21 protein-coding genes are annotated in these 21394 nt (G+C 61.4%); 6 read left to right on the top strand and 15 right to left on the bottom strand.

All coding sequences use genetic code 11. The features are described from left to right. Positions 1-95: 95 nt before the first annotated feature. The 4 genes from JL811_RS18455 to JL811_RS18440 all read right to left on the bottom strand — a co-directional run bounded on the left by JL811_RS18455 (position 96) and on the right by JL811_RS18440 (position 4691). Entirely contained in the window at positions 96-1424 is a 1329-nt protein-coding gene (locus JL811_RS18455) for a TRAP transporter large permease (protein WP_202690186.1), read from the bottom strand. Positions 1425-1433: 9 nt separating this feature from the next. Then, positions 1434-2045, bottom strand: a complete 612-nt coding sequence (locus JL811_RS18450; protein WP_202690185.1) for a TRAP transporter small permease subunit — start codon at positions 2043-2045, stop codon at positions 1434-1436. Positions 2046-2102: 57 nt separating this feature from the next. Beyond that, positions 2103-3179 carry a TRAP transporter substrate-binding protein gene (locus JL811_RS18445; RefSeq protein WP_202690184.1) on the bottom strand — a complete coding sequence of 359 codons (1077 nt, stop codon included), beginning with the start codon at positions 3177-3179 and terminating at the stop codon, positions 2103-2105. Positions 3180-3245: 66 nt separating this feature from the next. Next, positions 3246-4691 carry an NAD-dependent succinate-semialdehyde dehydrogenase gene (locus tag JL811_RS18440; protein WP_202690183.1) on the bottom strand — a complete coding sequence of 482 codons (1446 nt, stop codon included), beginning with the start codon at positions 4689-4691 and terminating at the stop codon, positions 3246-3248. 180 nt (positions 4692-4871) lie between these two features. On the opposite strand from JL811_RS18440, the gene JL811_RS18435 reads away from it, so the two are divergent. Beyond that, on the top strand, positions 4872-6149 hold the full coding sequence (locus tag JL811_RS18435; RefSeq protein ID WP_202690182.1) for an alpha/beta fold hydrolase: 1278 nt from the start codon (positions 4872-4874) through the stop codon (positions 6147-6149). A 27-nt stretch (positions 6150-6176) separates the two neighbouring features. On the opposite strand, the gene JL811_RS18430 is transcribed toward JL811_RS18435, so the two are convergent. Then, a complete protein-coding gene (locus tag JL811_RS18430; protein WP_202690181.1) occupies positions 6177-7307 on the bottom strand; it encodes a zinc-dependent alcohol dehydrogenase family protein in 1131 nt (376 codons plus the stop codon). A gap of 57 nt (positions 7308-7364) precedes the next feature. Continuing rightward, entirely contained in the window at positions 7365-8126 is a 762-nt protein-coding gene (locus JL811_RS18425) for an SDR family oxidoreductase (RefSeq protein WP_202690180.1), read from the bottom strand. Between the two features lie 212 nt (positions 8127-8338). On the opposite strand from JL811_RS18425, the gene JL811_RS18420 reads away from it, so the two are divergent. Both JL811_RS18420 and JL811_RS18415 read left to right on the top strand, forming a co-directional pair. Next, entirely contained in the window at positions 8339-8752 is a 414-nt protein-coding gene (locus JL811_RS18420; protein WP_202690179.1) for a carboxymuconolactone decarboxylase family protein, read from the top strand. Between the two features lie 39 nt (positions 8753-8791). Continuing rightward, complete coding sequence (locus JL811_RS18415) at positions 8792-9688, top strand: NAD(P)-dependent oxidoreductase (RefSeq protein ID WP_202690178.1); 897 nt, start codon at positions 8792-8794, stop codon at positions 9686-9688. Positions 9689-10281: 593 nt separating this feature from the next. On the opposite strand, the gene tnpC is transcribed toward JL811_RS18415, so the two are convergent. The 7 genes from tnpC to JL811_RS18380 all read right to left on the bottom strand — a co-directional run bounded on the left by tnpC (position 10282) and on the right by JL811_RS18380 (position 17100). After that, positions 10282-11781 carry an IS66 family transposase gene (gene tnpC, locus JL811_RS18410; RefSeq protein ID WP_202690177.1) on the bottom strand — a complete coding sequence of 500 codons (1500 nt, stop codon included), beginning with the start codon at positions 11779-11781 and terminating at the stop codon, positions 10282-10284. Positions 11782-11839: 58 nt separating this feature from the next. Next, the gene (gene tnpB / locus JL811_RS18405) at positions 11840-12187 is read right to left on the bottom strand and encodes an IS66 family insertion sequence element accessory protein TnpB (protein ID WP_202690176.1); all 348 of its coding nucleotides are present in this window, start codon (positions 12185-12187) and stop codon (positions 11840-11842) included. Next, positions 12184-12543, bottom strand: a complete 360-nt coding sequence (gene tnpA, locus JL811_RS18400) for an IS66-like element accessory protein TnpA (RefSeq protein ID WP_337924769.1) — start codon at positions 12541-12543, stop codon at positions 12184-12186. The genes tnpB and tnpA overlap by 4 nt, the downstream gene beginning before the upstream one ends. Positions 12544-12745: 202 nt before the next feature. Beyond that, on the bottom strand, positions 12746-14161 hold the full coding sequence (locus JL811_RS18395; protein WP_202690174.1) for a flagellar biosynthesis protein FlgA: 1416 nt from the start codon (positions 14159-14161) through the stop codon (positions 12746-12748). 86 nt (positions 14162-14247) lie between these two features. After that, a complete protein-coding gene (locus JL811_RS18390) occupies positions 14248-15219 on the bottom strand; it encodes a TRAP transporter substrate-binding protein (RefSeq protein WP_202690173.1) in 972 nt (323 codons plus the stop codon). A gap of 58 nt (positions 15220-15277) precedes the next feature. Then, on the bottom strand, positions 15278-16564 hold the full coding sequence (locus JL811_RS18385; RefSeq protein ID WP_202690172.1) for a TRAP transporter large permease: 1287 nt from the start codon (positions 16562-16564) through the stop codon (positions 15278-15280). After that, on the bottom strand, positions 16564-17100 hold the full coding sequence (locus JL811_RS18380; RefSeq protein WP_202690171.1) for a TRAP transporter small permease: 537 nt from the start codon (positions 17098-17100) through the stop codon (positions 16564-16566). Before JL811_RS18380 ends, JL811_RS18385 begins: the two co-directional genes overlap by 1 nt. 213 nt (positions 17101-17313) lie before the next feature. Here JL811_RS18380 and JL811_RS18375 point away from each other — a divergent pair, with 213 nt between their 5' ends. After that, on the top strand, positions 17314-18009 hold the full coding sequence (locus JL811_RS18375; protein WP_202690170.1) for a GntR family transcriptional regulator: 696 nt from the start codon (positions 17314-17316) through the stop codon (positions 18007-18009). Between the two features lie 8 nt (positions 18010-18017). After that, a complete protein-coding gene (locus JL811_RS18370; RefSeq protein ID WP_202690169.1) occupies positions 18018-18161 on the top strand; it encodes a hypothetical protein in 144 nt (47 codons plus the stop codon). 96 nt (positions 18162-18257) lie between these two features. Here JL811_RS18370 and JL811_RS18365 read toward each other — a convergent pair whose 3' ends face one another. After that, positions 18258-19241, bottom strand: a complete 984-nt coding sequence (locus JL811_RS18365) for a substrate-binding domain-containing protein (RefSeq protein ID WP_202690168.1) — start codon at positions 19239-19241, stop codon at positions 18258-18260. Position 19242: 1 nt separating this feature from the next. Then, positions 19243-20331, bottom strand: a complete 1089-nt coding sequence (locus JL811_RS18360; protein WP_202690167.1) for a LacI family DNA-binding transcriptional regulator — start codon at positions 20329-20331, stop codon at positions 19243-19245. A gap of 190 nt (positions 20332-20521) precedes the next feature. On the opposite strand from JL811_RS18360, the gene JL811_RS18355 reads away from it, so the two are divergent. Further along, positions 20522-21334 carry a M20/M25/M40 family metallo-hydrolase gene (locus JL811_RS18355; protein WP_202690166.1) on the top strand — a complete coding sequence of 271 codons (813 nt, stop codon included), beginning with the start codon at positions 20522-20524 and terminating at the stop codon, positions 21332-21334. Positions 21335-21394 lie beyond the last annotated feature (60 nt).

Genomic DNA, 21394 nt, shown 5'->3' with positions numbered 1-21394 from the left:
CGCTTGGATGTGCCGCGGGGCCGACGGTGGCGGTCACTCATTATTCGACAACAAGATAATCCGGCAATCAGACAAACTCCAAGCGATACTGCCATTTACCGGACAATACCCGGCACAAAGATCGCACAGGCAAGGATGAAGAGCTGCATCGCGATGAAGGGAATGATCCCGCGATAGATTTCCGCCACGGTGAAATCACTTGTAACGGCCGAACGGAAGTAGAAGAGCGCAAAGCCGACAGGGGGGGTCAGGAACGAGGTCTGAAGACAGATTGCGAAAAGGATGGTGAACCAGATCAGATCATAGTCCAGCGCCACCACGATCGGCGCGACCAGCGGCAGGACAATCAGCGTGATCTCGATATACTCCATGAAAAACCCCAGCAGGAATACGATCACAAGGATTGCTATGATGATGCCCAGCCCTTCGAAGGGCAGCGCCATCAGGGCCCCCTCGATCAGTTCGTCACCCCCCAGCCCCCGCAGGATCAGCGAAAAGGCGGTCGCCCCGATCAGGACGCCGAATATGAACGCCGTCATGCGCGTGGTCGCGGTGCAGACCTCCAGCAGCACGCGGCCTGTCAGGCGACGGTTCAGAAGGGCAAGCACCACGGCACCGAAAGCCCCCACACCCGAAGCTTCGGTCGGGGTGGCGATGCCTGCGAAGATCGAGCCGAGAACCGCAACAATCAGAAGCCCCGGCGGCAGAACTGCCTTCAATGCCCCCAGCAGGCTGCGCATCGACAGGGTTTCATCGGCTCCATGTTCGGGCATCCGATGCGGCTGGAAGAAACCGACAGCCAGGATATAGATCAGATAGCAGCCACCCAGCATCAGCCCCGGCAAAAGCGCGCCCCGGAACAGATCGCCCACCGGCAGCGCCAGCTGATCAGCAATCAGCACCAGCATGATCGAGGGCGGAATCAGGATGCCCAGTGTTCCCACCGCGCAAACGACGCCCGCGATCAGCCGGCGGTCATAGCCGCGCGCAACCATGGTCGGCACCGATAGCGTGGCCAGAAGCACCACCGAGGCCCCGACGATGCCGGTCGAGGCCGCAAGGATAATGCCCACCAGAGTCACGCTGATGGCAAGCCCCCCCTTGGTGCGGCCGAACAGTTTCGACAGATTTTCAAGCAGCCTTTCTGCGGCGCCCGAGCGGTCTAGCATGAAACCCATAAAAACGAACATCGGAAGGGCGACCATCACCCAGTTGTTCATCAACCCCCAAAGCCGATCGACGATCAGCGACAGAAAAGACATGTCAACGCCGATCCATGTGTCGAAGCCGGTGTCGAGGGCAATGGCTAGCGCCGTGAACAGCACAGCGATCCCACCCAGAAGCCAGGCCACCGGGAAGCCGGTGAACAACAGTGCGATGAACGACACCATCATCAGGATGGCAAGGATCTCGGATTCGGTCATTTCGGATTCTCACTTCTCCGGCGCGGGCGTGCCGGGGGTCCGGTCTGGTGATGGGGGGGGTCCTGCGCCGGGAAAGGCCGCAAAGCAGCGCAGCAGACGCGCGAAACCCGCAAGAAACAACAGGCCCGCGCCCCATGCCATGAAGCTTTTGACGATCCAGCGATAGGGCAGGCCTCCCGGGGCGTTGGAATCCTCGCCAAGCCGGAAGGACGAGGCGACGAAAGGCAGCGCATACCAGAACAGGATCGCGGCCAGCGGCAGAAGGAAAAACACAAGGCCGATGATCTCGATTATCAGCCTGACACGGCGCGACATGACGCCATGTAGCAGATCGACTCGCACATGATCATCCTTCACCAGCGCATAGGACAGGCCGAACAGAAACCCTGCGGAATAGAGATGCCATTGCATCTCCTCAAGCGAGACCAGCCCGCGATGAAAAACATAGCGCCCGATCACATTCGCCAGAATGACCCCGATCAGCAGCAGCCAAAGTGGCGCGATCCATTCGTTGATGCGGATCACCAGGACCTCAATTCCGGCGGCCAGACGGGGGGTGCCGGGTTCAGACAGAAGGGCGCCCGTGTCGGGTTTGCCGTCGGGTATGTCGCCAGATGTCATCGTCTTTCCCTTTGGCCAAGGGGCGACGCAGATTGATCCGCGCCGCCCGTTCTTGCGTTACTGCTCCTGCGCGGGCAGGACATCGAAAATCGAGTCGAAGTCCCGGGGCAGATAGCCGATGCGCTTCCACAGTTTATAGTCCTGCATGAAGGCAGCCATGGAATTGTAGACCGAGGCAAAGCCTTCATCGGCCTCGACCAGCCCGGCGATGACCTCTTTCGAGGCATCGCGGAATTCCAGCAGCAGTTCTTCGGGAAATTGCTCGATATTCACACCCTCGTCGGCATTGCGTTGCAGCGTGGCACCCTGCTGACCCTCGCCGAAGGTAATGCCCTTGGCATTGGTCGCCATGCAGGATGTGCGGATCTGCGCGCGCTGGATGTCCGACAAACCGTTCCAGGTATTCAGGTTGACGACCAGATAATGCGCCGCGATCAGCTGATGCCAGCCGGGGAAGTAGTTGTATTTTGCGATCTGGCGGAAGCCAAGCCGCTCATCGATTGAGGGCATCGAAAATTCTGTTGCGTCCAGCGCGCCACGGTCCAGCGCCTGATACAACTCACCCCCTGGCAGGACGGTAACCGAGGCGCCCATTGATTGCATCACATTCCCGCCGACACCCGCAAAGCGGATCTTCAGGCCGTTGATGTCCTCAACGCTGCCGATTGCGTTGCGATACCAGCCACCCGATTCAGCGCCAACCGTGCCGCAAGGCACCGGCATGATGTTATGCGGCGCATAGATGCCTTCGACGATTTCAAGCCCGCCCGCCTCGAACAGCCAGGCGTTGTATTCCCAGGGCTCCATCCCGAACGGCAGACCGCCGATAATCGAGGCCGCGGGCACGATACCTGTGTCATAGCCAATCCAGATGTAACCGGCTTCCAGTTTGCCTTCCTTCACCGCCTCCAGCACACCAAGCGCGGGAACGATCTTGCCCGGCTCTTCCAGTCGAAAGCGGATCGTGCCGCCCGAAACCTCTTCGACGGTCTGGGCCAGATATTTGGCCATGTCGCCCAGAACGCGCAGTTCCGACGGAAAGGACAGCGGGACACGCCAGCGCAGGTCGTCGGCGGTGGCCGGTGCCGCAGCCAGCAATGCGGCGGTGATGGTTCCGATAATCGTGGTTTTCATGGTTCCTCCCGGGTTGTGTGTGGATAGCCGCCCGTCCGGTTCCGCCCGAGCCCCGCAGGGCACCGTTCAGATCGCCGAACAGACGTATTTGAGTTCAAGATAGTCCTCGATCCCGTGGCGCGATCCCTCACGCCCGAGGCCCGATTGCTTGATGCCGCCGAAAGGCGCGACCTCATTCGAGATGAGCCCGGTATTGTGCCCGACCATCCCGAATTCCAGTGCCTCGGAAACCCGCACATAGCGGGCATGGTCGCGGGTGTAGAAATAGGCTGCCAGACCATGAATGGTGTCATTGGCCATTGCGACAGCCTCGGCCTCGCTGTCGAAGGGAAAGATCGCGGCCAGCGGACCAAAGGTTTCTTCTTGCGCCAGGCGCATTGCCGGGGTCATACTGGCCAGCACCGTCGGCTCGAAGAACAGGCCGCCTAGACGCCGACCACCCTGCAGCAGCCGCGCGCCGCCCGCCAGCGCATCGGCGATATGCTCTTCGACCTTTTCCAGCGCAGCCTCATTGATCAGCGGGCCGATCTGCACGCCCGCCTGCGTGCCGGGTCCGATCTTCAGATCACGAACCCGTTCGGTCAGCCGTGCTGCAAAATCCTTCTGCACGCTGTGCTGCACCAGAATACGATTGGCACAGACGCAGGTCTGTCCGGCATTGCGAAACTTCGCCTGCATTGCGCCCTCAACCGCCGCATCAAGATCGGCATCGTCAAAAACTATGAAGGGTGCGTTGCCGCCCAGTTCAAGCGAGATCTTTTTCACGGTGGGCGCGCATTGCGCCATCAGCAGACGTCCCACCCCGGTAGAACCGGTGAAGGACAGTTTCCGCACCACAGGGCTTTCGGTCAGGACCTGCCCGATTTCACGCGCAGGACCCGTCACGATCTGAAGGACGCCTGCCGGAATACCCGCGCGTTGCGCCAGTTCGCCAAGCGCCAACGCCGTAAGGGGCGTCAGGTCGGCCGGGCGCAAGATCATCGCGCAACCGGCCGCCAACGCGGGCGCCACCTTGCGCGTCACCATGGCCGCCGGAAAGTTCCAGGGCGTGATCGCAGCCGTCACACCGATCGGCTGCTTCAGCACGGAAATCCGCAACTCGGCTCGCGGGGCGGGAATCGTCTCGCCATAGAGGCGCTTTGCCTCTTCCGCGAACCATTCGATGAACGAGGCTGCATAGCGGATCTCTGCCAATGCTTCGACCAGAGGCTTGCCCTGCTCGGCGGTCATGATGCGCGCCAAATCGTCGTCATTGCCCAGGATCAGATCGAACCAGCGCCGCAGCAATGCTGCCCTGTCACCCGCCGTGCGGGCGGCCCAGCCGGGTTGCGCGACAGAGGCATGGGCAATGGCGGCCTCGACCTCAGCCCCCGAAAGCGCGGGAACCTCCGCCAGATGCGCGCCGTCTGCCGGGTCAGTCACGCCAATCACCAGCCCCGAGGCGGCCGTGACCCATCCACCGTTCACAAGGCAGGCGGATTTCAGAAGCGTGGCATCCGTAAGCGTCTGCATCGGTTTCTCCATCCCGCAACGATCTGGAACAGGGGCGTGCCGGGTAGGATGCTTTTACAGATTGTCTGAAGATCCGTCAATACTATTAGGCGACAACTTGCGCCAGCGACAAGCGGGACATATACTGCCTATATCTGTCTGATTGTATGACAATATTGGCGTATATTGATGGAATCCACAATGACCACACCTCTAGCTCCGCGGCCGTCACAGCCGATCCAAACCCGTCTGCGCGAAAAGATTCGCACCGGGCTGAACGACGCAGAACTTCTGCGCACCGCGCGCAATCTTTCGCTGTCCCTGCATCTGCGCTGTGGGCCGCAGGGCTGCCGGATCAGCGTGACCGAGGGCCGGCTTGCACTGGACACGATGACCGTGACAGACCAGCCCGAAATCACGATCACCGCAGCACAGGCCGAGTGGGAGCGCCTGATACAATCACCCCCGCCGCCGCTTTACAACAGCTTCACCGCGCTGCAGATCGCCAATCCGGCCTTTCAGGTCGACGGTGATCCGCTGTTGATCGCGCAGGCCCGCGCCCTGCTTGAATGCATGTTTGAGCGGATCATTGAGGTACCACTGCGTCCCGCCAAGCCGGTCATCCGCGATCCGGCCCTGATTACAGGTCACTATTCGGATCTGCGTCTGGGCAGCACATACTGCCGGGTCTATCATGAGGTGGCAGGCAGCGGCGCAGTGCCGGTCTTGTTTCTGCATACAGCCGGTGCCGACGGGCGCCAGTATTTCGATCAGCTCAGCGATACCGAACTCGGCGCAGCTTGGCGCCTTCATGCGCCGGACATGCCTTTTCATGGGCGCTCCATGCCCGTCGAGGGTTGGGACTGGGGAGAATACTGCCTGACCGCCGGCATCTATCGCGACTGGGTCTGCGCCTTTCTGGAACAGGTTGTCGGTGGCCCGGCAATCCTTGTGGGCGGGTCGATGGGCGCGGCCATCGCGCTGGTCATGGCGGCAGAGCGGCCGGACCTGACGCTTGGCGTCGTCGCGCTGGAACCGCCCTTCCGGTCACGCGGGCGGCAGAACCCGTTCCAGATGCACCCGGCGGTCCATGGCGGTCTGCACAATGCGGCCTTCGTCCGGGGCCTTATGGCGCCCACAAGTCCACTCGATCACCGACGGCGGGCAGGCTGGATCTATTCGCAAGGTGCGCCAGGGATCTATCCGGGCGATCTGGCCTTCTACAGCGAGGAATTCGACGGGGCGGAAACCGGGCCAGCCATCGACAGCAACCGCTGCCCTGTCGCGCTGCTGTCGGGGGAATACGACTACTCTGCCACGCCCGCCGATGGAGCCCGACTGGCCTCCCACATCCCCGGGGCGCTGCATCTTGTGATGGCGGGACTCGGCCATTTTCCCGCAACGGAGGACCCTGACACCTTCCGGCCCCATCTGCTGCGGGGCTTGCAGCATGTTTGCGAGCATATGATTCTGCGGTAGAAGGGCCCCTCAGACCCGTCTACCGCTTCAGCCATGTGGCAGGATGACATGACGGATCACCTCGCCATGGTGCAGCTGGTCGAAAGCGGCGTTAATGTCGTCCAACGGCCCGGTACTGGACAAAAGCCGGTCGACGGGCAGCCGACCCGCCTGATAAAGCGCGATGAACCGGGGAATGTCGCGCGACGGCACACAGCTGCCCATATAGCTGCCCTTGATCGTGCGCTCTTCACCGACCAGCGGATGCGGCGAGATCTCGAAAGTCGAATTGATATTGGCAAGCCCCGCCGTCACAGTCTGGCCGCCACGCCGGGTGATGCTATAGGCAAGACTGAAGGCCCGGGGATTCCCGGCCATTTCGACCGAGTGACGCACACCGCCCCGGGTGATATCGCGGATTTTCTCGACGATATCGGGATCGGTCGCCAGAAAGGCGTGGGTTGCGCCCAGTGAGAGCGCGATATCAAGCTTGGCCTGCGACAGGTCGATCGCGATAATGGGCCATGCCCCTGAGGCCACCGCACCCAGAACAGCGGACAGGCCCACCCCGCCAAGTCCGATGACCGCGACCGACTCCCCGGGGGAAACCGCGCAGGTATTGACCACTGCACCTACGCCAGTCATCACCGCGCAGCCGAACAGCGCGGCATGGACAAGGTCGATTTCTTTCGTGATCCGCACAACGGAATGACGCGATACCACTGCATATTCGGCAAAGGCCGATACGCCGCTGTGATGGTTGATCGTCTCCTCGCCCAGATGGACATGCCGCGCGCCCGACAGCAGTGTGCCCGCCGCATTTGCCGCATAACCCGGCTCGCAAAGCGCGGCACGGCCCTCGGCGCACATGGGGCAATGACCGCAGACCGGAAGGAAGGACATGACCACATGATCTCCCGGGGCCATATCCGTGACATGGCTGCCGACCGCTTCGATGACGGCTGAGGCTTCATGCCCCAGGGCCACCGGCAAGGGGCGCGGACGGTCGCCATTGATCGCGGACAGGTCGGAATGGCAGACTCCTGCCGCCGCGATGCGCACCAGCACCTCATCGGGGCCGGGGCCTGACAGTTCCACTGTCTCAATGCTGATCGGACGGGACTGTGCATAGGGTTGCGGGAGGTTCGACTGGCGCAGGATGGCTGAGCGGATCTTCATCTGGATTTCCCCGGATATGGTTGCGATCGTCCTGCGGACGGTTGGATTTCGGATTGATCAGGCGACGAGATGGTTTCCGATGGACGAGCCACCATCGACGGTCAGGATGCTGCCTGTCGCAAAGCGTGACCGGTCGGAAGCAAGAAACAGAAAGGCCTCTGCGATCTCATCGGGACGACCCATCCGCCCCATGGCCGCACGGGCATCATAGGCCGCGCGCAGTCCTGCGGGGTCCTCGGCTTCGTTGAAGATGCGGTCGAAATAGGGGCTGTTCACCGTGCCCGGGGCAACGGCGTTCACACGGATTCCCTGCGCGACGTGATCCAGGGCCATGGCCCGGGTCAAGGCTGATACCCCGCCCTTTGAGGCGACATAGGCGGCGCGGTTGGCAATGGCGCTTTGCGCCGTATAAGAGGTCGTGTTGATGATCGAACCGCCCCCCTGCGCCGCCATCACCGGCACGACATGTTTCGAGCAGAGAAACACGCCCTTAAGATTGACTGACATCAGCCTGTCCCAATCGGCACCGTCAATCGTTTCAACCGTCCCGATAAAGCCGTACCCGGCATTGTTCACCAGAACGTCGATCCGGCCATGGCGCTGGCGCGTCTGGTCTACCACGCGCATGACGTCCTCTTCCTGCGCGACATTGCAGCGGATCGCCTCGGCTCCGAGATCCGCGGCTGTCACTTCGGCCGCTTCGGCATTGGCATCGGCGATCACCACCCTGGCCCCATGCCGCGCGAACAGCGCAGCCACCGCACGACCGATCCCGCTTGCACCGCCGGTGACGATGCAGACCTTGCCTTCAAGTTCCATGACTGTCCTCCATGTCACCGACCGGACCGGTCCGGCAGGGTGAAATTTGCAGGATCATCAGACAATCAGGCAGAATGGTCAAGAAGCATGTTGACAGATTAACAGACAATCTGCACTTACTAGTTTGATACTGACAGTGTCGGACGGATGCGATCCGTCTAGCCTGCCATCTTGCCGCCACTGCATATGACCTCGCCCTAACGGAGACAGACATGAGCGATAAAAAGACAACCGATCCTAAAGGGCGTGAGCTGTCCCAAAGGTTCCATGACGGGCTGGCCACCCGGCGCGCGGTTTTGGGGACCGAATATGTTGATGCCTCGATTTCCCGCGCGACCGATTTCAACTGGCCGATGCAGGAGCATGTGACCGAGCATTGCTGGAACGATGTCTGGAACCGGCCGGGTCTGGACCGCAGGACGCGCTCGATGCTGAACCTTGCGATGCTTTCGGCCCTGAACCGTCCGCATGAACTGAAGCTTCATGTGCGCGGCGCGCTGAATAACGGTGTCACGCGGGAGGAGATGACTGAGATTTTCCTGCAGGTGGCGATCTATTGCGGCGTTCCAGCAGCCATCGACAGTTTCCGCACCGCGCAAGAGGTCTTCGCGAAGGTGGATGAATGACGACCGGGCGACCAGTGCCGATAAAATGGGACAATTCGAATGACTGAACTTCAGAACCGGACCATCGCCCTGATCGGACTGGGCCAGATGGGCGTGCCCATGGGGCAGAACCTGATCGCGGCCGGTTACCAGTTGCGCGGCTGTGATCTTTCAACCATCGCGCGCGACGCTTTTGAACAGGCGGGCGGCACCGCCTTTGTTACGCCCGCCGCGGCGGCCGAAGGTGCGGGCGTGGTCATCACCATGCTGCCCAACAGCCGCATCGTGCGCGATGCTCTTTTCGGCGAGGGAGGTGCAGCCGCTCGGCTGACCCCCGGGGCCATCGTCATCGAGATGAGTTCGGGTGAACCGGCCGAGACACAGCGGATCGGCGAAGAACTGGCCGCCGCCGGGATCGGGCTGGTCGACGCGCCGGTTTCGGGGGGGCGCAAGAGGGCGGTCGACGGCACTTTAACCATAATGGCCGGCGGGGCACCGGACAGTATCGCGGCAGTGCATCCGGTGCTTGAGGCTATGGCCGGAACTATCTTCCTGACTGGAGGATTGGGCTCGGGCCATGCGATGAAGTCGATCAACAACTATGTCTCTGGCGCGGGGGCCGCCGCCGCGATGGAGGCGCTGATTCTGGGCCGCCGCTTCGGGCTGGATCCCGGGGTGATCGTGGACATTCTGAATGCCTCAACCGGTCGCAACAACACGACCGAGAACAAACTGCGTCAGTTCATCCTGTCGGAAAGCTGGGCCTCGGGCTTTGCTCTGGGGTTGATGGCCAAGGATATCGGCATCGCCGCAACCCTTGCGCAAAATCTGGAACTGGAACTGCCGGTCTTGCGCGGCATCTCGCAGCTTTGGTCAGAGGCGGGACAATCACTGGACCAATCGGCGGATCATACTGAATTGTTTTGCTACCTGGAAAAGATCGCCGCGAAGTCATGAGGGTTGTGATTCCCGATCAATTCGGGAAACATGTCTTTCATTGTGTCAGAATATCATGATACGCGATGACGCCGCGACCAAGGTCGTCCTTTATACGGGATTGTTCTGGCGCCCACGCACCGGCTCCATGGAGACCTGATAGCCCCGGACTGCAGCACTGATCGACAGCCGCGATTTGCCCGCGGCCAGGCGCCGCGCGGAGACCTAGTTGATGCTGCCCGCAGGCCTCAGGGCAGCCCTCACCGGCGGAACCGGCTCCAACGATCACCGCCTGTTCGTGGCAAGCTTGATCAGGTGCGGACTAGGTGTCGCGATATGGCGCTCTTGCCCAGGCGAAGCCCGAATGGTTGTAGCAGCAGCGCCTCAGCTTCTCTGGCAAATCCCGGCTCGGCGAAAAGCTGTCCTACATAGTCACTGGGACGGGCTGCACACCTACCCGCAGAACAGTCCCGTCGAGATCGGCTCCAACAGGATCGAAAACCGGATTGCCCCACCGCCCTCAGTCGCAAAAACGCGTTCTTCGCCGGTCACGATGAGGGCGGCATCGGTTCTCCCATGGAGACCCGTAAAATCGTAACCGTCCGGCCTGACCGCTATCCGTTCCAGCGCCACGGGAGCAGATCGTCGACCTTGGTGATCTTGTAGTCCGGGATGCGGGTGAGGGTGTCGGCGAGCCAGGCGTTGGGATCGACGGTGTTGAGCTTGGCCGTTTCGATCAGGGTGTAGGCGATTGCCGCGGCTTTGCCGCCTGCCTCGGAGCCGACGAAGAGGTAGTTCTTGCGGCCGAGTGCGATGGCGCGCATGCCGCGTTCGGCGGCGTTGTTGTCGAGCTCAAGGATGCCGTGGTTGAGGTAGGGTCTCAGGCGTTCTATGCGGGTTAGGGCGTAGCGGATTGCTCCGGCCAGCGGGGATTTTCCAGAGATCGTGGTGAGTTGCAGGGCCAGCCAGGCCTCGAGGTCGTCGAAGACCGGAGCTGCATGCGCCTTGCGGAGTTCGACCCGGACATCCGGCGGCGAACCCTTGGCTTGTTTCTCTACGGCATAGAGCTGCGCGATCCTGCCGATGGCTTCTTCAGCGATGGGGGAGCCTTGCGATCGGTGGATGTCTACGAACTTGCGCCGCACATGGGCCATGCAGGCGACCTCGCGGATGGCGCCGGAGCGATAGAGGTCCTCGAACCCGGCATAGCCATCGGCATGCATCCAGCCGCGGAAGCGGGCGAGATGGTCCTTGGGGTGCTGGCCTTTGCGGTCGCCGGAGAACCGATACCATGCCGCGGGCGGGGCGATGCCGCCCCACGGGCGTTCGTCACGGGCATAGGTCCAGAGCCGGGCCGTCTGGGTTTTGCCGGTGCCTGGTGCGAGCATGCTGATCGGGGTGTCGTCGGCAAAGATTGCTTCGGCCGACAGGACATGGCGGCCGATGGCATCGGCCAAGGGCTCCAGCAGGGCGGTGGTCTTGCCGACCCAGTCGGCCAGGGTGGAGCGGTCGAGATCGAGGCCTTCGCGGTCGAAGATCTGGCTCTGGCGATAGAGCGGAAGGTGGTCGGCATACTTGCTGACCAGAACATGGGCCAACAAACCCGGCCCCGGACGGCCTCGCTCGATGGGCCGCGATGGCAGCGGAGACTGAACAAACTTCTCGCAGCAGGCGCAGGTCAGGCGCGGACGGACGATCCGGTTCACGATGAAGCGTCCCGGCACGTATTCCAACTCCTCGGTCACATCCTCACCGATCCGGCGCAGGCGGCCACCGCAGTCGGCGCAGGCATCGGCGGTTGGGGTCAGTTCCACTTCCATCCGCGGGATGTGGTCCGGGATCGGACCGCGCTTCGGTTTGTCCTTCTCCTCGATGTCCGGCAGCTTCATCCGGGCAGTCATCGCCGCCGCCGCGATCTCGCTGGTCTCCAAGGCCAGTTGCAGCTGTTCTGCTGTCTCCGACGACGCCCCGAACCGATGAGCCCGGTGCCCGGCCAACTGGTGCCGCAGCTTCTCGATCAGGATCGCCTGCGCCTTGACCTCGGCCAATAGGCGCGCGGTGAAGCTGCGCAGCTCCTCGGGGTCTTCCGGCAACGCAAGGGTCTGATCCAGCATAAGATCAGTTTATCCCACTGTATTCCTTGTGGGAATCCTTCTCTTGCAGGGCGGAAGATTATCCCGCTGCCAAGGGCCGCCAGGTTCGCTGCGGGGCTCGCCAGTCGATCCCCTCCAGCAGCATCGACAGTTGCGCAGGCGTCAGCGCCACCTTCCCCTCCGTCGCAGAGGGCCAGACAAACCGGCCCTTCTCCAGCCGCTTCAGGAACATGCACGCCCCCTGACCATCCCACCAGATGACCTTGACCAGGTCGCCCCGGCGGCCACGGAAGACAAAGAGATGCCCGGCAAACGGGTCCTGCTTCAGCACCGCTTCAGCCTGCGCCGCCAGCGCCGCAAAGCCCTTGCGCATGTCAGTGACGCCCGCCGCCAGCCAGACCCGTGTATTGGCCGGAACCGGGATCAAACCGTCAACCCCCGGATCAGACGCGCCAGCGCCTCGGGATCATAGCCGCCGCTGATCCGCATCCGGTGCCCGCCCGCCAGGTCGATCTCGATCTGGTTGTCGGCGACAGGTGCGGCCTGGGGCTTTGTCGGCCCCGCAACGATCTCCACCGGCAGAAAGCCGTGCTCAACCGCAGGCGATGACATCTCTGCTGGGTTCGGCGCGAAACGGGGATCGCGCAACCACTTGAAGATAAGGTTCGCGTTCACCGAATAGCGCCGCGCTACCTGCGCCACCGATACCCCCGGCGCCGCCGTCTGGAAGCAGATCGACCGCTTCTCCTCATCCGTCCAGAGCCGCTTCGTCCGACGCGCCACGCCATCACCATAGTGTCCACTATCGATGGTGGACACTATCTCGCACTCTCACCCCGCGGCAGTGCGGTCAGGCCGGACGGTTACGTAAAATCTAGGGCATTGAAACCTTCGCCTGTCTGAAAGCGACCTTGGCAGCGACCGCCAATGGCCGCCCTCAAAGGTGCCTCGGCGAATTCCTGCCGTGGAACTTCGGGCCATCAAGCTACGGCAGTCCGTGCCCCCCGCCAACGCTTGCGGCCTTAGCCAGCAACTCCCGGTCCATTTCCGCGCGCAATTCCCACAGGGGTGAGCTTGCCGGTGCATCGACATCATCCAGCGTCAGGATTTGCCCGGCGGCCACATCTCGACGCAATCGATGATTGCACATCATGTGGAAGGGAATGGGAGCCCCCGTTACAACTGCAGCGGCAGGGGCGAGAAAACCGTCGATACCTTCCACTTCGTGATGGCGGCCTTGCGGTGTCAACAGCGTTCCGGCTTTCAGATCCTGCTTGGCGCGGCCCTGCAGGTCATATTTCGCATCAACCCGCCCGGTGCCCGAGGAGCGTTTCTGCAAACCAGCCAGCAGGATTGTCGTTGCCGACTGCACCCCCAGAAGGTGGACCGGATTTGCGATTGTCGCTGCCTTGCCATCTCGGCTGACGAGATGGCCCTTTTCGCGCAGGAACTCCCAAGTGTAGCTGTCTTCACAGGCGACCGTTACGAACACCCCACCGGCGAGGCTGAACTCGTCAGGTCTTCGAAGCAGGTTGACCACATCCACACGGTTCTTGCCTGAAAGTAGGCCGCCGGGCACCAGAAGGTCAGGGATCTCCTGTGTACGGGCGACAGGAGCATGGAAGTCAGGCCGGTCCACCTCCAGCCCCAACGCATTGGCCACAATCCCCATCTCGGTCAGGTCGGCGACTGTGCGCTGCGGGATATCGGCAAGCGCGGCCTCCCTCGCAGCAATGACCTCGGCAGGAGAGCGATCACCGAAGCCCCAAAGCGAGGCGAAGCCCGGAACACTGACCGTCTGACTGACGCAGGTAACCGTTTCGGCAGCCGGATCGAAGACGAAATCATATTCGCTCGATTTGGCCGCGCTCAGAATATCAAGCCCGCAGACCCTTGCCCAAAGCGCCAGCTGGATAAGCAGGCTCGGCTGATCCCCGTCAACCGGTGTATAGACAACACCCGCAGCCGCCGCGCGTTTTGCAAGAAGCGGACCGACGACGGAATCAGCCTCTTTCGAGACCATGACGACATGTTTTCCGTTGGCGATGGAAAGGGCCGCGTGATGTGCTGCGGCGTCCGGGTGCCCAGTCGCCTCGACCACAACATCAACGGGCAAATCTGTCATCTGCGCTCCGTCGCTCAGCAGCGCGATCTTTCCAGATTTGATCGCGCTTGCCGCAGCATTGCCATTGGCGCAATCGACATAGTGATCCTTGCCAAGCCCGGCGGCACGCAGCGCCGTCTCGGCACGGGAACGATCTGCATCGCAAACGGCTACGATCTCAAGGCCCGGCACGCGAAGCGACTGAAACAGCAGCGATCGCCCGTAATCGCCCAGTCCGATAAGGGCTACGCGAACTTTTGCTCCGCTGGCCATTTCGAGAAGGGAGCCGTAATGCATGAATGTCATCCTTGTTCGGCCATCACGGCCACTGGTTTCAGGGCAGGTCGCCCTTGCGTCCTGCCCTGGTCGTCAGGCTTTTGATCTCAGTTGCCGAGTTCCAGAACTTCCTGAATCATTGCCTTCCCGCCGTCGATCTCCTGATCGAAGATCTCATACACGGGCGCGCTTGCCGCAACGAAGGCATCGCGATCAACGGTATTGACCTCCATGCCCCGGCCTTCGAGTTCGCCGACCAGCCGCTCATCCGCCTCATCCATTGTGTCGTAGATCCAGGGCAGGATTTCCTGCGCGGTTTTCGACAGGATGGTGCGGACCTCTTCAGGCCAGGCTTCCCATTGCCGTGTCGTGGTGAGCAAGAAGACCGGGCTGTAGACATGGCCGGACAGGGACAGGTAATCCTGAACCTCGTCCATCCGGTTCGCCGACATGTGAACCAGCGGGTTTTCCTGACCGTCAATCGCCCCGGTCTGCAGGCCGATGAAGACCTCGGAGAACGGCATCGGGGTCGGATTCGCGCCGAAGGTCCTGAACATCTCGGCGCGCCAGCGGCTGTTCGGGGTTCTGATCTTCACGCTGGCAAGATCGTCGGGGGTGACAATCGGGTGCCTGTCATTGCTGATATGCCGAAAGCCGTTTTCCCAGAAGGCGATGAGCTTGTAGCCCTGCGCCTCAAAGGCTGGGACCATGCGGTCCTGTAACCACTGACCGCCGATTGCTTTTACATGGGCGCGATCCTTCACAAGGAAGGGCATTTCGAAAATCGCGGTTTCAGGAACGTAGTTGGGCATGACCGAAGCCATATGTGTCAATTGCACCGAACCGAGTTTCAGTTTCTGCATGAGGTCCTTGTCGGGACCAAGTTGCGCCGAGTGATAATACTCGACACTGCCCAGATCGCCGAGCTTCTCATTTACGAGGTCCGTGTAACGCTGGCCCGACATCTGTCCCATCGCCCCCAGCGGTGTGCTGATCGCGAAGGTAATCTTGGTTTCGGCTTGCGCCGTCCCGCAGATCAACAGGCCCGTCGTGGCCAGTGCCGCAAAGATCTTGTTCATGTCCAGTTTCCTCCCTTGGACTGGCGGACATCCCGCCGTTCATGTGCCTCGCCTGAACTCATCCGCCGTAGACCAGATGCACCAGCCAGAGCGGAACTGCCGGCACATAGGTCACAAGGATCAGAACGAAGAGAAGCACGCCGATGAAGGGCAGATTCGCCCTTGTGACCTGCATCATGTCGATCCGCGCGATGGAGCTGGCCGTGGCCAGCACGGAAGCAACTGGCGGAGTCTGTTGTCCGATGGCCAGATTGAGCGTCAGCATGATGCCGAACTGGATCGGATCGACGCCGATCTCGCGCACCAGCGGCATCACGATCGGCACGACCAGAATGATCGCCGCGGCGCCATGCAGAAACATCCCGATGACAAGCAGCAATACGTTCAGAAGCGCGAGAACCAGAAACTTGTTGTCGGTGAGCGACAGGATCTGGCTCGTCATCTGCTGCGGGATCTGCGCCTCGGTCAGGTAAAGGCCCAGCACCGCAGAGGCGGCGACCAGAAGCATGACAACGGAGGTCTGGGTGATGCCGTCGCGCAGCGATTCCACCAGCAGTTTCAGATCCAGCTCACGGTAAATCCCGAAGCCGATGACCAGAGCCGCCAGAACCGCAAGGCCCGCGCCTTCCGTCGCGGTGACGAAACCGCTGAAGATACCACCGAGGATGATCACGGGCAGCGTCAGCGCCCAGAAGGCTTCACGGAAAGCGGTCCAGAGACGGCGCAGGCTGAAGGCACCATCGCGGGGCAGATCATAGCGGACCGCCGCCCAGTAACATACGCCAAGCATGAGAACGCCCCCGAGAATTCCGGGCACGACCCCTGCAACGAACAGCTGGACGATCGATGTTTCCGCCACCGCCCCGTAAAGGATCATCGTCAGCGATGGCGGGATGATGATCGCGAGCGAGGCCGATGAAGACGTCACCGCCGCTGCAAATGCTGCCTTGTAGCCACGTTTCTTCATCTCGGGGATCAGGATTGAGCCGAGCGCCGCAACATCTGCAACGGCAGAGCCTGAAATCTCGGCAAAGAACATCGAGGCGACGACATTCACCATCGCCAGTCCGCCACGGACGAACCCAACCAGCGCCGAGGTAAAGGCAATGATGCGTCGCGAGATGCCGGATGTGTTCATCAGCGCGCCGGCAAGGATGAAAAGGGGGATCGCGATCAGCGGAAAGCTGACGGCACCTGAATAGATCGCCAGCGCGGAATTGTAGAGCGCGAAGACACCCCCATCGAGCGCCATGCCGATGATCGCGACAACGGCGATGGAGACAGCGATCGGAACACCGATGGCGCAGAGAACGAAAATCGCGAGAATGACAAGAAGAATGGCCATCAGAGCGGCCCTCCCTGTTCGGAGGTTGCAATGCCGATGCGGCTCAACCCGTCAGGAAGGATCAGTAATTCCGCGAGGATGAACAGGACCGCGCCAATCGGAAGCGCCGACTGTGTGAAGGCAAGAGGCACCCAGCTGAGGGTCGTCAATGTCTCGGACCCGAAGATTGAAAGGATCACCGTTCCAGCCCAGGCCAGCGCCGCGAAGAAGCTGATGGTGATGGCCTTGCTGACCAGAAACGCGAGCTTGCGGATCGAGACGGGCGCGCGTGCAAGGAGCGTGTCGAAATTCAGATGCGCGGCCTTCAGCGCGGCATAGGCGCTGCCATAGAAGGTCAGCCAGGCTAGCCCGATGGATGCAACCTCGTCATACCAGCCCAATGAGGCCCCGAAGGCGCGCGAAAAGACAGCGGCGATAATGACAAGAAACAGCGAGACGAGCAGGATCACGCAGAAACCAAACAGAGCAAGCTCCAGCAGTTGTGCTGCGCGCAAACGCATCCCCACCGCCGGCTCGTCGACAGAGCCAGTTGACATTTTGACCTCCCTTGCGCCGGAGGCAACGCCTCTCCTGGGGCGCTGCCTGTAGCAACCTGCCCCAAGACTGCATGCAAAACACCTTAAGTCAACAATTCACACCCGGTATTTCGCCCATTTTGTTAATTTATGCATGCAATCATACCGCCTTGCCTCATGGAAACTCTCAGCAGAGAAGGATAGATTGGGCCTCCAGAGGGAGGATCAGACGGAATGCAAAACATGATGGCGCCACCGAATGGTGCAGATGAGTTTGAACCTGCATCTTCAAGCCAGCATCTGCGCGTGGCAGGCTGGCTGCGGGATCGGATAATTGAAGGCGAGTTCCTGCCTGGCGCCAAAATACCGGAAGTTGCGACCTGCGATCGGCTTGGCATATCGCGTACACCGCTGCGCGAAGCGTTCAAGGTGCTCGCCGCCGAGCGTATCCTGACCTTGCAGCCCAACCGTGGCGCGATCGTTACACCAGTCGGGCTGGACGACATCGAGCAGGCGATGACCGTCACGGCAACGCTGGAGGGGCTGGCCGGGGAATTGCTCTGCGATCATGTTACGTCGGCAGAGGTCGACCGATTGTCGATCCTGACAAAGGAGCTGACTCTTCATCGCCGCGCGGGTGACTTGATGGCTTACTTCAAGGTAAATCAGGAAATTCATCGACTTATTATTGAGGGATCGCGCAACAGGACGCTTATCGAAACGCATGAAATGCTCAGCAATCGCTTTGCTCGATACAGGTTCGTCGGAAACAAGTCTCCCGACCGCTGGGATCGTGCCATGCTGGAACACGAGCTGATTCTCGGTGCGATCAGAGACAGAGATTCAGCAGTCATTGGGCCTCTGCTGAAATCCCACATCCTCAACGGCTGGCGTGTGGCGCGCGGCAAATCCTTCGACACGACGGACTGATCGCGGCTTTGATCGTGTCGGGTCTCTTGCTGGAGGCGCGGCAGATCCTGTTCGTCTCGGGCTTCTGTCATCAACTGACCAGCGCCGGACGGCCCAAGGGCAATGACATTCTAACGCCGCTCCACCTCTCGCACTGGGGCTGTTCCAACTGAGCAGCCCCGTGTTTCCTGGACGCCTTTGCGCCCCGGTTGCCACTGCCGTTGCCGCTCGAAGTCGACGGACGAGAGGGCAATCGGTAGCGGACGGGTTCATTCACCGCTAGCCCTGAGATAATCGGCAAAATATTGATCTACCGATACGCTGCGGTCGATGATCCCCGCGTCTAGTGCCTGCGCGATGAAGGTCTCCAGCGCGTGGATGTTGCGATCCGTCAGGCCGTGGCTATAGGGGTCCTCACCCAGTATGGCGCGCGTATCGGGGATTTCTGCCGCCATCCAGGGAAAGGCATCCGGAAAGCCGGTCTGCGCCGCTTCGAAAGCCGCGTTCGAAGCCTGGAAAGCCTGCACCAGCGATTTTCCGATCCAGGGCGCGGCGTCCCAGACGTCACGCCGCAGGATGATCAGATGCTGCATCGGGAAGATCCCGGTCGTGTTGAAATAGGTTTCTTCCACCGGGCGGAAATCCGGAAAAAGCCGGGTAATCGGACCGTTGTCCGGGTCGAAGCCATTGGGGCGAGGCGGGCTCCACATCGCGTCGATTTGGCCATCGGCCAGCAATTTCGAGAGGAAATCGGGGGCTTTCTTGACCTTTTCCGGCAGATCTGCCGCGTGACTGGTCTCCCCTGCGGCATTCACATCCCCCACCCACCATTCGACAGCCTCCAGCGGTACGCCCAGATTGACCATCGCATGCCGATACCAGACCGCCCCCGAAGCGACCCAGCTGTAAAGCCCCATCCGTTTGCCGATAAGGTCTGCCGCCGTGCGGATCGGGCCGTCCTTCGCGACGTAGAGATCCCGCTCTCCGAAGGTGCGAAGGATGAAGACCGGCAGCGCGACGAAGGACCGGTCTCCGCGCAGCACCCGCAACAGATGCCCTCCCATCGAACTTTCGCCGCCATGGAAGACGTTCTCGCGCAGGATCCGTGCCAGAATGTTCGCGCGATCCGGCCATGAACCGTTGCGGCCAAGGGTCAGCGTGAGGTCGATTCTCTCGGGCCGCACGATTCCAGCGGCGAGGGGCATGACACGCGAATAATCCGCGCAGGCGAGGTGCAGGGCAAATCGGGACATTTCAGCTTTCATTCTTGTGTGGGAGCAGGGACGCCGGCTGGACGCGAAATGGCAAAAGCCGCTCGGCATCCGCCGGATAGCCGGTCCCCGGTATGCGCTGCCAGAGCCTTTCCAGCAGTTCGACAACATAGGGGCCGAAGTCGTCGTGATCGGCCACAACCGATTCAAGCCAGGGCGCGAGATAGGCGTTCAGCGGATTGCCGTCAAATCCGGAGATCCGCACATTGAGCCCGGGTTCAAGCCCTGCTTCCGCACAGGCGCGGGCTACTCCATAGGCAATTTCATCCGTCGTGCAGAACACTGCGCGCGGCGCGTCCGGCGCAGCAAAAAGCCCGGTTGCGACCTGATATGCAGACTCCATGCGTGACCGTGTAACCGCATAGCAGGAAATGGCGTCGACCTCCGTTACCCGGGCATTGAAACTGTCGCAGAATGCCCGCGCGCGGGCGCTGATCCAATCCGACCTCGAAGGCCCGTGAAACACCGCGACACGGCGATGGCCGGCGTCGAAAAACCGCCCAGCCATCACTGCGGCGGCTGCCGCGTGATCGATGCCGACAAAGGGCGCGGCCTCCATGAAGGGGCTGCGGCGGTTGACAAAGATCACCGGCGCCTGCTGGTCGAGCGCGGCGCGCAGGCCTGCGCTTTTTATCGCACCCAGCAGGATGATGCCTGACGCGCTAAGGGCCAGCATCTCGGCGATCATTGCGTCCTGGGTGGCCGGGTCCTCGCCTGTATTGGCAAGGATCATCACCTTGCCCGCCTGCCGCAGTGCCCGTTCAATGGAGATGCTGACCTGCGCATGATGGGCATTGCCGGGGTCCGAAACCAGCAGCCCGATGACATGGCTGCGCCCCTTGCGCAGAGCCGATCCCGCGCTGGCCGGACGATAGCCCAGCATCTCTGCCGCCATCAGCACCCGGTCACGCGTGCGGGCAGACACTTTGCCTGCGACGCCGTTGGTCACCCGCGACACCGTTGCAATGGAAACGCCCGCACGACGGGCGACATCGTCGATCGTGACGCTGGCACCGAGAGTCGTTCTCCTGTGTCGGTCGAAACCTCTGGCCGGAATTCTGTCGGATGCCATCGCCGCTGCACCGTCGCTGTGGATTACGGAAGCGCCGGAGGCAGTTTCGATCCTGTTTTGATCTCTGCCCTGAGCTTGACACAAGCTAAGGAAAACGTTTTCCTAAGTCAAGCCAACATCAAGGCTGCCCCTTGCCGCGTCGCGCCCAGGCGATGCCGGGAAACACCTCAATGAACGGACCGAAGCCCCCATGATGAGCCCTTTTGCCGACAACCTTGAGGCTGTGCTGAACCATCTCGCCAGTGACGAACGCGCTGCGCTGGAGCGGCTGTTCGAGGTGCTGCGCATCCCCAGCATCAGCACTCTGCCCGAACATATCCCCGATTGCCGTCGCGCTGCGGAGTGGTTTGCCGACCAGTATCGCGAGTTGGGCTTTACGGCCGAACTGCGCGAAACCCCGGGGCATCCGGTCGTTGTCGCCCATCTGGACGAGGCTGGGCCAGAGGCGCCGCATATCCTCTATTACGGGCATTACGATGTGCAGCCTGCCGAAATAACAGATGGCTGGAGTTCCGCTCCTTTCACGCCGGAGATGCGTGATCATCCTAGCGGCAAGCGGATTGTGGCCCGGGGCGCGACCGATGACAAAGGCCAGGTGATGATCTGGATTGAGGCGTTCCGCGCCTGGAAAGCCGTCAATGGGGCTTTGCCAGTGCGGGTGACGGTGTTGCTGGAAGGTGAGGAGGAAAGCGGCAGCCCGAGCCTTGAGCCTTTCCTGCGGGCCCATGCCCAGGAATTGTCTGCCTCCGATGTTGTCGTGGCCAGCGACGGCAACATGTGGAATGTTGATACAGCCTCGGTCACCACGCGGCTGCGGGGCAACATCTATGCCGAACTGACATTGCGCGCAGGCAACAACGATCTGCATTCCGGCCTGTTTGGCGGTGTTGCCCGAAACGCGATCAACCTGATGGTCGCATTCCTTGCCAAGATTCGTGACGAAGACGGGCGGATCCTGCTGCCGGGTTTCTACGACTCGGTGCCGGAAGTGCCAGAGTGTTGATTTCCACCCAGAAGTGACCCGGGTATGGGCATAATTTTCATTGAGATTTGACCCATGTGA

The sequence above is a fragment of the Szabonella alba genome (assembly GCF_016765775.1).
Taxonomy (GTDB): domain Bacteria; phylum Pseudomonadota; class Alphaproteobacteria; order Rhodobacterales; family Rhodobacteraceae; genus Szabonella; species Szabonella alba.
The sequence above is the reverse complement of the archived record's forward strand: the minus strand, read 5'-3'. Positions and strand labels throughout refer to the sequence as shown.

What these genes read in the sequence shown, in the direction of transcription:
- JL811_RS18455 (WP_202690186.1), bottom strand. Translation starts at nt 1,424, where the DNA reads ATGACCGAATCCGAGATCCTTGCCATCCTGATGATGGTGTCGTTCATC.
- JL811_RS18420 (WP_202690179.1), top strand. Translation starts at nt 8,339, where the DNA reads ATGAGCGATAAAAAGACAACCGATCCTAAAGGGCGTGAGCTGTCCCAA.
- JL811_RS18380 (WP_202690171.1), bottom strand. Translation starts at nt 17,100, where the DNA reads ATGTCAACTGGCTCTGTCGACGAGCCGGCGGTGGGGATGCGTTTGCGC.
- JL811_RS18435 (WP_202690182.1), top strand. Translation starts at nt 4,872, where the DNA reads ATGACCACACCTCTAGCTCCGCGGCCGTCACAGCCGATCCAAACCCGT.
- tnpC (WP_202690177.1), bottom strand. Translation starts at nt 11,781, where the DNA reads ATGCTGGATCAGACCCTTGCGTTGCCGGAAGACCCCGAGGAGCTGCGC.
- JL811_RS18385 (WP_202690172.1), bottom strand. Translation starts at nt 16,564, where the DNA reads ATGGCCATTCTTCTTGTCATTCTCGCGATTTTCGTTCTCTGCGCCATC.
- JL811_RS18360 (WP_202690167.1), bottom strand. Translation starts at nt 20,331, where the DNA reads ATGGCATCCGACAGAATTCCGGCCAGAGGTTTCGACCGACACAGGAGA.
- JL811_RS18375 (WP_202690170.1), top strand. Translation starts at nt 17,314, where the DNA reads ATGCAAAACATGATGGCGCCACCGAATGGTGCAGATGAGTTTGAACCT.
- JL811_RS18450 (WP_202690185.1), bottom strand. Translation starts at nt 2,045, where the DNA reads ATGACATCTGGCGACATACCCGACGGCAAACCCGACACGGGCGCCCTT.
- JL811_RS18390 (WP_202690173.1), bottom strand. Translation starts at nt 15,219, where the DNA reads ATGAACAAGATCTTTGCGGCACTGGCCACGACGGGCCTGTTGATCTGC.
- JL811_RS18425 (WP_202690180.1), bottom strand. Translation starts at nt 8,126, where the DNA reads ATGGAACTTGAAGGCAAGGTCTGCATCGTCACCGGCGGTGCAAGCGGG.
- JL811_RS18395 (WP_202690174.1), bottom strand. Translation starts at nt 14,161, where the DNA reads ATGCATTACGGCTCCCTTCTCGAAATGGCCAGCGGAGCAAAAGTTCGC.
- JL811_RS18440 (WP_202690183.1), bottom strand. Translation starts at nt 4,691, where the DNA reads ATGCAGACGCTTACGGATGCCACGCTTCTGAAATCCGCCTGCCTTGTG.
- JL811_RS18365 (WP_202690168.1), bottom strand. Translation starts at nt 19,241, where the DNA reads ATGTCCCGATTTGCCCTGCACCTCGCCTGCGCGGATTATTCGCGTGTC.
- JL811_RS18430 (WP_202690181.1), bottom strand. Translation starts at nt 7,307, where the DNA reads ATGAAGATCCGCTCAGCCATCCTGCGCCAGTCGAACCTCCCGCAACCC.
- JL811_RS18445 (WP_202690184.1), bottom strand. Translation starts at nt 3,179, where the DNA reads ATGAAAACCACGATTATCGGAACCATCACCGCCGCATTGCTGGCTGCG.
- JL811_RS18415 (WP_202690178.1), top strand. Translation starts at nt 8,792, where the DNA reads ATGACTGAACTTCAGAACCGGACCATCGCCCTGATCGGACTGGGCCAG.
- JL811_RS18355 (WP_202690166.1), top strand. Translation starts at nt 20,522, where the DNA reads ATGATGAGCCCTTTTGCCGACAACCTTGAGGCTGTGCTGAACCATCTC.